The 12,286-nt window shown below is 38.8% G+C and carries 14 protein-coding genes; 11 read left to right on the forward strand and 3 right to left on the reverse strand.

The annotated features are described in order from the left end of the window. Position 1 precedes the first annotated feature (1 nt). A complete protein-coding gene (locus tag EHO58_RS02215) occupies positions 2-898 on the forward strand; it encodes an AAA-type ATPase lid domain-containing protein (protein ID WP_135627927.1) in 897 nt (298 codons plus the stop codon). Here the strand turns inward: EHO58_RS02215 and EHO58_RS02220 are convergent. Then, entirely contained in the window at positions 843-1,946 is a 1,104-nt protein-coding gene (locus EHO58_RS02220; RefSeq protein WP_100708659.1) for a DNA polymerase III subunit delta, read from the reverse strand. The two genes, EHO58_RS02215 and EHO58_RS02220, sit on opposite strands and share 56 nt — an antisense overlap. A gap of 96 nt (positions 1,947-2,042) precedes the next feature. On the opposite strand from EHO58_RS02220, the gene EHO58_RS02225 reads away from it, so the two are divergent. Next, positions 2,043-2,264, forward strand: a complete 222-nt coding sequence (locus EHO58_RS02225; protein ID WP_135627925.1) for a hypothetical protein — start codon at positions 2,043-2,045, stop codon at positions 2,262-2,264. 24 nt (positions 2,265-2,288) lie between these two features. On the opposite strand, the gene EHO58_RS02230 is transcribed toward EHO58_RS02225, so the two are convergent. Then, a complete protein-coding gene (locus tag EHO58_RS02230) occupies positions 2,289-2,843 on the reverse strand; it encodes a nucleoside triphosphate pyrophosphatase (RefSeq protein ID WP_135627924.1) in 555 nt (184 codons plus the stop codon). A gap of 72 nt (positions 2,844-2,915) precedes the next feature. On the opposite strand from EHO58_RS02230, the gene EHO58_RS02235 reads away from it, so the two are divergent. The 5 genes from EHO58_RS02235 to EHO58_RS02255 are packed head-to-tail and all read left to right on the forward strand — an operon-like array spanning position 2,916 to position 6,696. After that, positions 2,916-3,794: a hypothetical protein gene (locus tag EHO58_RS02235; protein ID WP_135678348.1), complete on the forward strand. Its 879-nt coding sequence runs from the start codon at positions 2,916-2,918 to the stop codon at positions 3,792-3,794. Between the two features lie 39 nt (positions 3,795-3,833). Continuing rightward, positions 3,834-4,337 (forward strand): hypothetical protein, encoded by a 504-nt coding sequence (locus EHO58_RS02240; RefSeq protein WP_135678350.1) that lies wholly within the window; start codon positions 3,834-3,836, stop codon positions 4,335-4,337. Beyond that, complete coding sequence (locus EHO58_RS02245) at positions 4,334-5,077, forward strand: SDR family NAD(P)-dependent oxidoreductase (RefSeq protein WP_135614607.1); 744 nt, start codon at positions 4,334-4,336, stop codon at positions 5,075-5,077. Before EHO58_RS02240 ends, EHO58_RS02245 begins: the two co-directional genes overlap by 4 nt. Next, positions 5,074-5,691, forward strand: a complete 618-nt coding sequence (locus EHO58_RS02250; RefSeq protein WP_100722362.1) for an L-threonylcarbamoyladenylate synthase — start codon at positions 5,074-5,076, stop codon at positions 5,689-5,691. The genes EHO58_RS02245 and EHO58_RS02250 overlap by 4 nt, the downstream gene beginning before the upstream one ends. A 15-nt stretch (positions 5,692-5,706) precedes the next feature. Further along, positions 5,707-6,696: an aldo/keto reductase gene (locus EHO58_RS02255; RefSeq protein WP_135678352.1), complete on the forward strand. Its 990-nt coding sequence runs from the start codon at positions 5,707-5,709 to the stop codon at positions 6,694-6,696. A 14-nt stretch (positions 6,697-6,710) separates the two neighbouring features. Here the strand turns inward: EHO58_RS02255 and EHO58_RS02260 are convergent, their stop codons facing one another. Next, complete coding sequence (locus EHO58_RS02260) at positions 6,711-7,073, reverse strand: arsenate reductase family protein (RefSeq protein ID WP_135678354.1); 363 nt, start codon at positions 7,071-7,073, stop codon at positions 6,711-6,713. Positions 7,074-7,206: 133 nt separating this feature from the next. Between EHO58_RS02260 and fliG the strand changes: the two genes are divergently transcribed. The 4 genes from fliG (at position 7,207) to EHO58_RS02285 (ending at position 12,245) form a co-directional block, all read left to right on the forward strand. Then, positions 7,207-8,220, forward strand: coding sequence for a flagellar motor switch protein FliG (fliG, locus tag EHO58_RS02265; protein ID WP_008589915.1), 1,014 nt, complete (start codon positions 7,207-7,209; stop codon positions 8,218-8,220). Positions 8,221-8,487: 267 nt separating this feature from the next. Next, on the forward strand, positions 8,488-10,422 hold the full coding sequence (locus EHO58_RS02275; protein ID WP_135678358.1) for an adenylate/guanylate cyclase domain-containing protein: 1,935 nt from the start codon (positions 8,488-8,490) through the stop codon (positions 10,420-10,422). Positions 10,423-10,540: 118 nt separating this feature from the next. Continuing rightward, positions 10,541-11,044: a hypothetical protein gene (locus EHO58_RS02280; RefSeq protein WP_135678360.1), complete on the forward strand. Its 504-nt coding sequence runs from the start codon at positions 10,541-10,543 to the stop codon at positions 11,042-11,044. Between the two features lies 1 nt (position 11,045). Further along, on the forward strand, positions 11,046-12,245 hold the full coding sequence (locus EHO58_RS02285; protein WP_135678362.1) for an LIC10025 family lipoprotein: 1,200 nt from the start codon (positions 11,046-11,048) through the stop codon (positions 12,243-12,245). Positions 12,246-12,286: the final 41 nt, after the last annotated feature.

Raw genomic sequence — 12,286 nt, forward strand, 5'->3', positions numbered from 1 at the left:
CATGGAAGAATCTAATTTTATCGCATTATCCCCTTCTACCCGTAAAATCTTGGATCGTATGAAACAAGCGGTCACTTCCGATCTACCCATCTTGTTTTTAGGAGAATCGGGAACCGGAAAAAGTTATTTGGGTTATTTGTTCCATTCCTTCTGTAAGGATAGGTTTCCTCAATACCAGGTCTTTGATTTTTCTGTTTCCGAATCTGAAGAAGAAACCTCCGAGATCTTTTCTAAGTTAGACGGAAAAGCCGGAGTTACGATCTTTTTAGAAGCATTCTCAAATTTGAATCCAAGTTTTCAAGTGCAACTTTTACAAAAGATACGGAATGAAAAAGGGAAGAATAGATACTTACTTTCTGATGAACCGGATCTTACCGAAAAAGTAAAGTCCGGTAGATTACAAGAATCTCTAATGACTGAGATACAAACCCTTCAGGTTAAAATTCCTACATTAAGAGATAGAAAGGAAGATATTCCCCCACTGACTCGATTCTTTCTGGATCTGATCGGTAAAAGATATAATCGTAAAAATATTAAAATTTCGGAAAAGTTAGGAAAGTTCCTATTAGAGTACGATTATCCGGGCAATCTTCATCAGTTAAAAAATCTTTTGGAAGCAATGGTCTCCATGCATAATGTGAAGACACTAGATACAAAACATCTTCCTCCTGAATTATTCGAAACAGGATATAAACAGAATGATAATCTTACTGTTCGTACCGGAATTCCACTCAGAGATTATGAAAGGGAAATTATCAGACGGAATTTGATCTTAGTAAATGGGAATAGAGAAAAGGCCGCTAGAATATTAGGGATTTCTGAAAGAACGATTTATAGAAAGATCACCGAGTTCGAACTGTTCGATTCCGAGGATGGAAAAAATCTTCCATCTTCCTGAAGAAGTAATATACTGTTTCTTCTTTTTCGGAACCTGTTTTGATCTTTTGGTTCATTTCCAATAAGAATTCGTATAGTTCCTTAATTTCCAGATCGTTAAAAGCAGAACTTTCTTTTCTAAGTCTTTTGAAAGTATGATTCTTTCGAGCTGGAGAGTAAGCTCCAATTCCAAGTAAGTCAGATTGTTCTTTTTCACTCAGAACCTTGTCGTACATTCTCAGAATAATTTTATAAATTCTTAATTTATCCAGATGGTCTTTCACTAAAGAAAGAAAAATAAGAAGTGAGTCCTTCCCTATCTTGAATTTCGAGAATTCTCTGGAAAATCTTCCGTAATCCTTTTCGAAAAAATAATCCACGATCTCGGAAGAACTGAATTCTGAACTTTGGAATAATACTTCTTTCAGATCTGCAAGATTGAAACTTTTTTTGCCTAAGTATAATTTCAGTTTTTCTAAGTTTTTTAAGTAAGCGCCTGCACTTGGATTTACTTTGAGTAAAAATTCTTCTTCCGCTTCATCGTCTAATTTGACTTCTACTTCTTTGGAGGCTCTTAAAAAGGCTTCTTTTCTTTTATCGGGAAATATTTTAGAAGATTTAAAATGAGAAACTTTGTCTCCGAATATGGAGATGAGTTCTTTAGGAAGATCCCAATGATCATAATGGATTAAAATTCTTACCGTTTCAGGAACTGAAAAAGATTTGGGAGAAGTTTTAGATTTTGTTTTTCCCAGCCAAGGTTTGAAGAATGTAACACCAGACTTGATTATAAATAATTTCTGTGCCGCGAACATGTCCAGGTTTCCGGCTTCGTTCTGAAAATTATCTAGATCACCTGGCTCAGCAACGAAAACTACGATCTCATAAGGATCTGCACTTTTTTTATAAGCTGTCTTGTATAGATCGCTAACCACGCCGAATTCGTATGAATCCTGAGAGACTACAAATAGGATCTGAGGCAAAGACTCCAGGCTAGGCTTGGTCTTATGCAGAAAATCGATCAGATTATCGTAGGAATTCGAAACTTTGGTATCGGCCACGGAAATCATTTTGGAAGAATTTGCGTGAGAGTCAAGCGGATGATCCGATTCTTTTTCTAAAGTAGATCTGAGATTTTTCCGATCTTTTAGATAGGTTTAAGCCAAATGAGAATCAGCGACGGCGTACAGAGAATTTCTGCTCAAGAAGATTATCTTACTTATATCAAGCCGATTTTGAATCAGTCTAGGGTTCCTGCAATTGAGCCAATTCGCCAAAGGGATTTTTCGGATTTAGGAAAATCTCTAAAACTTTATGGCCCAGAAGGAAGTTCTACACCTCAAGAATCTTCTGCATCTAAAGGTCGATTCCTAGATCTTTACGTTTAATTCTCCTTCTTCTCAAATAAATAATCAAAGAAACCTACTCCAAAGAGTATGGTATAAGAAAAATTTACGGATCGGAAATCCTAAGATATTCGAATAAGATCCTTGGAAATTTTTCGCAGGCGAATTCGGATCTTGGATCCCATATGATCCTGCTTTATCATACGGTTTGCAAATTTTAATATATTCTAAAATTTCAGATTTGTTCCAAGGATGGAATTCTACTTCCGAAACATCGTAATTGAAAATTTTTTCATCCTTAGTCATGATCCCTAGGCCAGAAAAGACCTGATGTGTTTTTCCGGAAAGTTCGGAGATCATAGAAAATGCTTCTGATTCATCTGCAGGTTTTTGCAGTATCTTATTTTGAAAAACGACTATAGTATCCGACGCTAGGATGACTTCTTCCGCGATCTCCGGCTTCGGTCCAAGTTTTGCTAAGGTTACTCTTTCCAAATAACTAACGGGTGTTTCTTGGTGAAGACTAGTTTCGTCTATGGGCAAAGGTAGGATTTGGAAATGTAATCCTAAGGATTGTAAGATCTCTTTTCTTCGAGGAGATTGGGATCTCAGAATAAGCATATATCCATCCTGAAAGAAAAGCCTTGCCAGACACTCCTTTTCCCAGTATCAATGTTCGCACGGATCGAACCAATGAAATTATTTCTTAGATCATTCTTCTCTATACGCACTCTAGTTTCGGTAATTCTTGTCTCACTCGTGGCTTTCACTTCTTCTTATTCCCAAGAAGCTAAAAAAGTTGCCCCTAGTGATAGTCCGGAGACCAAACCGACTAACTCGAATGTGGATCCAAAATCCAGAGCTTATTCTTTGCGTAAAAAATCTTGGGTGTCTTTAAGATATCTTAGGACTAGTCTTTTAAATTTTGGGAAGAAGGCGGACTGGGACACATCCCTTGCGGATTATTCAAAGGCAGAATCTTCTTTTCAAAGAGGAGAATGGGAACCAGCAGGAAACCAGTTCCAAACTTTAAAAACAAAATTGGATCAACTTGCAGAAGCTCAGGCAAAAGAAGTGTTCAATCGTTCCGACGCATTGGAGAAAGATATCCAGCCTAAGGTTGTAGATCTGAAACTGAATACGGAAGCTCCGGGAAAACAATACATCCCTGTAATGGAAAAACATCTTCAGATCTATAGGGATACTTGGCAGGCGGCTAAATTAGAAAGAGAGATTGGGAACCAAGGACAGAATTTATATTTTGCAAAACAAGGTCTGTTACAACTATATAAAGCTAAAATCCTTTTGGAAAAATCCAAAGAAGGAAAGTTGGAATCGGAAGAAAAGTTGAGTAAAAACAAAGTTTTAGAAACAGACTATTTAACTCCTGAAGAAGTAAAATACTGGGACGATTGTTTGGAAGTATTGAATGAATCAGAAGAGAAAAATCGCCAAAAAGAAAAACAGGCAATCATAAGTGTATACCAATCCAGAACTGGCAAAAAACCAGGTGACGGTAAGAACAATGCAGGCACGACGAACTCGCCAACGAGCGGCGAAGGTAAAAAGTAAGGGCCTTTCGGATTTTCTTTCCGAATATAAGAATAGAGTATGAAATTATCTAAAATTATCTTCCTTCTATTCTTTCTTTCTTCAGTTTCTTGTAGAGGTTTCAATCTACAAAATTTTAAGAATCATACTTTTGAAAACACCTGTGATTGGTTTGATCTATTCTGCGACAAGATCGTAGTGAATCCGGATCTTTCCGATTGCGATCCATTTCATGAAGAATACGAAGGATATTCTCATTATATAGATCGTGGAGTATTAAAAAACGATTATAAGATAGAAGAAGAAGCCAAACAGGAAAAAGAGCCTAACGATCCTACGGAACCTCTGCCTAAGAAAAAGGAAAAGATCAAAGCGACCAATACGGATTACGGAAATAACATGAGAATAGATTCTAAAAAATTATTCGAAAGATATGATATTTCCGCAGGAAGAAGATCCGACAAAGATAGATCCAAACATCCTTGCGGCGTATTGCAAGAAGGCAGCAAACCTAAAGTGTATTATTCGGAACCTAAAACTACAGACAAGGGAGGAGAATTTTGAAAAACGTATTCGATTTAACAGGTAAATCAGTATTAGTAACGGGAGCAACCAGAGGAATCGGAAGACAGATCGCTCAGGGATTTTTGGATGCAGGTGCAACGGTATATGGAACCGGATCTTCTGCCGAGTCCATCAAACGTTTAGAAGGATCTGGCATCGAAGCATTCGCGGCTGATATTCGCCAACCTGGAGCAATGGATTCTATCATTGAAACATTGAGCAAAAAACACGGCAAGTTGGATGTGCTTGTAAATAATGCGGGAGTAGCCACCAATCTACCTGCCGGATTTTTTAAAGAAGAAGACATACAAAATGTGACACAAACCAATTTTGTGGGAGTGTTCCGTGCGAGTCAGGCATACTATAAAATACATAAGAAAAAAGGCGGGAACATTATCAATATCGCCTCAGTCCTAGGTATGGTCGGCACTAAATTTGCGTCCGTATATTGCGGAACAAAAGGTGCGGTAATTAATATGACCAAGGCCCTCGCGGTAGAATGGGCAGGTTCCGGATACAGGGTGAACGCGATCTGTCCGGGATTTATAGATACGGACATGACGGAGATGATCAAAGAAAGACCCGAAGTATTGGAGCAAATGAAAGCAAGGATCCCAATGTCTAGATTAGGCAGACCGGAAGATCTTGCCGGAGCAGCAGTCTTCTTAGCTTCCGATGCAGCGGCTTATGTTACCGGTCAGACTATCGTCGTGGACGGAGGTGTTACTTCCGGTATATGATATTAGAATTACATCCCCAGAATCCTGAAAAGAGGATCCTCGGACAAATTTCCAAAAAATTATCCGAGGGAGGGGTGTATGTATTTCCTACGGATACAGTTTACGGTTTGATAGCGGACTCACAGTCTCATGCTGGAGTAGAAAAATTATACAAACTGAAAAACATTTCTAAGAACCAACCTCTGTCTCTTCTTTGCGCGGACATCTCTACTGCATCTAACTATATGGAACAACTTTCCAACGAAGCGTTCCGTTTGATGAAAAGAATTACTCCTGGACCTTACACATTCGTAGTTAAGGCGAATAAACATCTTCCTAGAGTTTCTTTCTCGAATCAAAAAGATAAGAATATCGGGATAAGAATTCCTGATTCAAAATATCTGCAGACTTTGTTGGAGCTCCATCCGAATCCTCTTACTTCTACTTCCGTATTTTTCAAGGATGAGTTCGTGACCGATGTGGACATGATCGAAAAAGAATACGGTAACAAAGTGGATGGGATCTTAGATGGAGGAATTCTAGAACTCGAATTATCTACCATTCTTGACTGCACAGGAGATGGAATTTCCATCTTGAGAGAAGGCAAAGGAATGGAAAAGATCAACTCATTATAATCTCTGGAGGCAATCATGCAGAAAAGACAATTGGGAAAGATAGGCCCACTCGTATCCGAACAAGGATTGGGTTGTATGGGAATGTCTGATTTTTACGGAAAGACGGATGATGCAGAATCCATTGCAACTATACATCGTGCGATAGAGTTGGGAGTTACATTATTCGACACGGCAGATATGTATGGCCCTCATATCAATGAAGAACTTTTAGGAAAAGCGATCAAAGGAAAAAGAGACCAGGTAGTGATCGCAACTAAGTTCGGGATCATGAGAGATCCTAACGATCCTTACAAAAGAGGATACAACGGAAAACCCGAATATGTAAAAGCGGCCTGTGAAGGAAGTTTGAAACGTTTAGGCGTTGATACGATCGATTTATATTACCAACACAGGGTAGATCCGGATACTCCTATCGAAGAAACAGTAGGAGCAATGGCGGATCTAGTGAAACAGGGAAAAGTAAAGTATATAGGACTTTCCGAAGCGGGAATTGATACAATCAAAAGAGCTGCAAAGGTTCATCCAATTTCCGCATTACAGACTGAATATTCTCTTTGGACAAGAGATCCGGAAGATGGTATCTTACAAACCTGTAGAGATCTTGGAATTGGATTTGTAGCTTATAGTCCTCTCGGCCGTGGATTTTTAACAGGGCAGATCCAAAAATTTGAAGATCTGGATCCAAACGATTTTAGAAGAAACTCACCTCGCTTCCAAGGAGAGAATTTCCAAAAAAATTTAGAGTTGGTTGCTAAGATAAAAGAGATCGCTAACGAAAAATCTGTTACTGCCGGTCAGCTTGCTCTAGCTTGGGTTCTCGCTCAGGGACAAGATATAGTTCCGATCGCTGGTACCAAAAGACGCAAATATCTGGAAGAGAATATTGGAGGAAGTTCTGTCAAATTATCCAAAGAAGATTTAGACAGGATCAATTCAGTCGCTCCTAAAGATGCTGCAGCCGGATTACGTTATCCGGCTTCCAGCATGGGCTCTGTAGGAAGATAATCGATGAGGAAGGCCTATTTAGTTTTTAAAGCGGCCTTCCATTCTTCTTCCTTAAAACCTACTAGTCCGAAATTTTCTCCTAATACAAAAGGCCTTTTGACCAGGTTTCCGTTCCCGGAAAGTAGTTCGAACTGCTCGTCCAGGCTCATTTTGGAGAGTTTGTCCTTAAGGCCCAGTTCCTTGTAATCTCCACCGGAAGTATTGAATAATTTTTTAGATTCTCCGCCCACATATCCCAGCATCTTTTTGAGTTCTGCTTTCGTTGGCGGGGTTTCCCGGATTGCTTTCTTGTCGAAGTCTACCTTTTTACTTTCCAGGAATTTTAGGGCGTTTCTGCATGTGCTGCAATTTTTGTATTCGTACACTTTTAACTTCACGGTTGGATCTCCTACAAGGCTTTCCCTTCCCAAATTCGGAATTTATGTCGTCTTTGCAAGTAGGAACCGACAAAAAAACTTTACCTTGAAAATGGAAAGTTTTGCCGATAGTATTCCTTAGGACGCGCTCAAAGTGCTGAATAAAAAGACCTCTCTAACCGGAAGACAAAAAGCGGCCATTTTTCTAATCGCCGTAGGGTCCGACGTATCTTCGGAAATTTTCAAACATTTACGTGAAGACGAGATCGAACAGATCACGTTCGAGATCGCACGTTTAGATAAGATCACTCCGGAGGATAAGGAGAAGGTTCTCGTAGAATTCAACGAGCTTATGATGGCTCAGGAATTCATCTCGAACGGAGGTATCGACTTCGCTAGGGGATTATTAGAGAAAGCTCTAGGTAACCAGAAAGCGATCGATATTATCAACCGACTTACTTCGAGCTTGCAAGTTCGTCCTTTCGACTTTATTCGTAGAACTGACCCTCAGCACTTATTAAACTTTATCCAGAATGAGCACCCTCAAACAATCGCATTAATTTTATCTTATTTAGATCCTCAAAAAGCATCTAGCATTCTGTCCGGATTGCCACACACAATCCAAGCAGAAGTTGCTAAGAGGATCGCCACTATGGACCGGGTTTCTCCGGACGTTCTTCGAGAAGTAGAAAGGGTATTAGAAAGAAAACTTTCTACATTGGCGAGTGAGGATTATACCTCTGCCGGTGGTATCGATTCAGTCGTAGAAATTTTGAACCTTGTGGATAGGGGAACTGAGAAAACAATCATTGAAGCTCTGGAAGAAGAAGATCCGGAACTCGCGGAAGAGATCAAAAAGAGGATGTTCGTATTCGAGGATATCGTACTACTCGACGACCGCGCGATCCAAAAAGTATTGAGAGAAGTAGACAACTCAGACCTTGCAAAAGCTCTCAAATCTGTGGATACAGAAGTTCAGGAAAAGATCTTCAAGAACATGTCCAAACGTGCCGCGAACCTACTCCGAGAGGATATGGACTTCATGGGACCTATTCGTATTAAAGACGTGGAAGACGCTCAGCAAAAAATCGTTAATATTATACGTAAGCTGGAAGAATCCGGAGACATCGTAGTCGCACGTGCTGGCGAAGACGAACTCGTTATGTGAGGTCCGAACCTGGACCATATATCTCACAAACGATTTGTATTCTGGATCTGCGTAACTTTACTGGTTTCCCAGTTTGGTTGTATTTCCGATACCAAACCTGTTAGAAAGATAGACTTTTCCGAACTGGAATGGACCGGAAGACTTATACCTGAAACTCCAAACGAAAAGAAAACAGAACTTAAAAACAAAAAGCAAGAAGCTAGTTCTGAAGATTGGACTCCTCTTCCTACTTTACCTTGGACATTCAATAGTCTTTTCCAGATCCCAATGGATTCAGGCCTCCACCAGGTTGAGATCAAAACTGAATTTAATTTGGATAAAACGGACGACTTACTTAAGATCCCGGCTGGTCTCTATATTTCCGATATTGGAGAGAACTGGAAAATTTTTCTGAATGGAATTTTAGTAAGAGAAGAATGGTACGAGCCTACGGAAGGCCAACTTACTAAAAACCGTTCCGTAAAAGGACTGATCATTCCACTTCATCATGGAATTTTAAAGCAGGGTAAAAACGATCTGAAAATCCGTTTTATGGGAATGGCGGACAGCAATCCTATAAAGGCAAACGATCATTTCGGATTCTATCATCCCAAAAATTTCAGGATATCTTCCTTAGAGGAAATTTATAACTCTAGCTCAGAATACTTTGATATATTCCTTTTCGGGATTTACTTTATATTCGGTTTCTATCATGTTCTGTTCTTCGTAACTAGAAAACAGGATATTTATTATCTGTATTTTGGGCTTTTCTCCTTATTTTCTTCCGTATATTTTTATTTTACCACCTTTCATATATATAATAAATTCATAAATTTTCCTGGTGGCCCGGATACTGAATTTTTCTTTAGGGGAGAAATTTCGGCACTCATTCCAATGGTCCCTATCTTTATGCTTTTTGCGAAAGACTTCTTTTACCAAAAGGAAGGAAAGTTTTGGATCATTCGTACATTCTGCGTTTTAAGCGGGATCCTATTTTTAACGAACTGGTTTCTGCCTTATAAATACGTTCTTCCGAATCTGACTGTTTTTCAAGTTCTTCTGTTTTTGATGCTCTTGTATGTGATCTTCTTCTCCGCAAATGCGATCCGTTTGAAAAAACCTGACTCTGTTAAACTCGCAGTCGGTATCGGGGTTTGTGGTCTTTTCGGACTTTGGGATACGATAGATGCAATGACTAAGATCGCAGGGTTCCATTATCCTTTCTTTAAGATCTCCTTCTCCGTTTTCATTCTTGTGATCATTAGTCTTTTAGTTTCCAGATATGTGAGTTTGTACAAACAATCTCAGGCTCTTAACCTGGAGATCTCAAAACAAAGAGATGCATTTTACAGATTCGTACCTTCCGAATTTATTTCTATATTAGATAGAGAAAGTCCTGTTGAGATCAAGATAGGTGACTCTAAAGAAAAGACGATGTCTGTATTCTTTGCCGACTTAAGAGGTTATACTTCCGTTTCCGAGAAGTTGAGTCCTGATGAGAATATTAAATATCTGAATAGATACTTTTCCGCATTTGAAGATATCATATTTAAGAATGCAGGCTTCGTGGATAAATACATCGGAGATGCGATCATGGCATTATTCTCCGATCATAGCGACAGAGCGGAGAAGGAAAATTTTAATTCTGCAGACAATGCTCTTCAGTCTGCGATTGATATGGTTCGTTACGTAGAATCTCTAAATGATGGGATTGGCATAGGAGCGGATTTAGGAATTGGTGTGAACACCGGACCTTTGATCTTGGGAACGGTAGGTAGCGAGAGGAGAATTGATACTACTGTTGTAGGTGACACTGTTAATTTATCTTCACGAGTCCAAAGTCTTTCCGGTTTTTATAAAAGTAAAATTCTAGTGACCCATCATACTTTCCTACGTTTGAATTTACTTTCGGACGTTATGGCAAGAGAGATCGATACAGTTATCGTAAAGGGCAAAACCCAACCGGTTATCTTATACGAAGTTTTTCAAGCAGATGAACCTGAATCAGTGGATTGGAAAGAAGGCTCCAAAATGAAGCTGAATGAAGGGATCGCCCTCTATAAAGCGGGGCAATTCAAGAATGCTTTCTCTATCTTTAAGGAATTATATAAAGAAAAGCCTACGGATAATATCGTAAAACTGTATGCTAAAAGAACCAAAATGATCCTAGGCCAGGATCCTCCGGGAGATTGGGACGGGATTTTCAGGCTTCATAGAAAATAATTTCCAATTTCAATCTATTCTTCTCAAATTTAGGGAACGTATAAAACCTTCTCCTGTCTGATGTTTGCTCGGTTTTGTAATCCGAATTTAACCTCATTCAAATAGGAAATTCTAAAACATGAAGTATAAGGTCGGGATCGTTTCTATAGTTTTGATTTTCTCGACTTTCGGATTAAGCGCCGAGGAAAAGGAAAAACTTCCGGATTTTAAATTGGCCGACCAAAAAGGAATAGTTTTCAGCTCATCAACTGCAAAAGGAAATACTTACTTTTTACTCGGTTGTGGCTTCAAAGACATTGTCCTATGTAGAAAACATGGGCGCAAAATTTACTGGAAGATGCAGACATTATTAAAAGACGAGGACCACGTTATCTTCTCCGCTTATCTGAATTTAAAAAAAGCACCATCCGCTGTTTTTGATTATATTCTCCAAGAAAAGGAAAAAGATTATGAAAGTATTTTGTTGGATAAGAAAGGGACTCTATCCAGTGGCTTGGTAGAAGGAAAATCTTTCTTAAGAGTATATTCTCCCAAAGGTGTACTTATCCACAAAGAGTATTTTGAATCTGTGGATGATACAAAAGTTTCCGAACTTTATAAACTAGTCCGAAGTGGAAAGTAAAATGAACAAAAGTATCTCTTATTATCTTTCACTTTTGCTACTTCTTCCTTTCTTTGGATGCGTAAAAAAGAATCCTCACGTAGCGGATTACTTCGAAAGATATTTTAAATACCAAGATTTTATCCAAACTGAATTTAAAGATGATCCAGTTCGTGGGATTTTATACGGAAATCCGGAAGCGGATTCAGAGGAAAAGTTTTACAAGAAGGATGGTTATCTTGCTCTTTCTTTTCGCTTAAGCGAGAATGGCGGCCGATTTCGAAAAGAATTATCAGATTCTCCTCTGTCCGTATTTCCCGAAAGTCCGTATTCTATCTTTGTAAAAACAGAACCTACGGAATTTTATACAAAACCAATATATAAGATCACTCGAACAGTCGAAATGCTTTCTCCTGAAGTGAGTGTATTCGACGTGTTCCCAATGATAGAAGAGACAATCCAACATCTGCGTAAAGCGGAACCGAATCAAGTTTCGGAACATTCGTCTCTTCAGAAATTTTTATGTCATCAATTCGATTGTGAGATTAAAAGAGAGAATGGAGAACTCTTTCTGATGTATACACTTTCAGAAAGAATGAAGGAACAATTCCCGATTGCGTATAAAAAATGGAATAAACGTTTGGGTCAGGTTTCTTTCAGATTTCAGTTGTTCCAATCGGGAGGTTTTACTAAAGGTTGGGAATTCTATAATGAAGGAAAAAAAATTATATTAGGAATTCCTGAATCTCCTAAAGGATATTGGTCTTCTCCCAAAACCTTACATCTTAGGACATATATGTTCATCAATGTTTTCGGATTAAAAATTGATATTCGAGGATTAGGATATACGCTTAAGTTCAATCGCTCCGGTAATACGGATACTGTCAATGGATACTATAGTAAAATTCCCGAAACTACGATAGGAGGTAGATTCCTTTCTATCTTTCCTCCCGGAGCCGTGAATTTCTTTATTCCTGGAAATATGGATGAATATGCTGAAGGAAGTTTTAAACTTTTGGTAGAAGGGTCTGACGGCAAAGGTGGGACACGTTTCGAAAATAAAACCAAACGTAACGGGAATAAAACCAAGGTTCTGCTTACTACCGAGTCTGAAATTTTTAGAGATCGTTTTCTTCCTTTCAAGTCGAGTGACGAAGACGATGAGCCTTCTTTTTTCACTGAGCTCGGAAAAAATATCGTATTAGATTTAAGAGGTAAATGATCCTCAAAACTTCAAGTAAACTTGAAGTTCGTAAAACCAAT

The organism is Leptospira selangorensis, from assembly GCF_004769405.1.
GTDB lineage: Bacteria > Spirochaetota > Leptospiria > Leptospirales > Leptospiraceae > Leptospira_B > Leptospira_B selangorensis.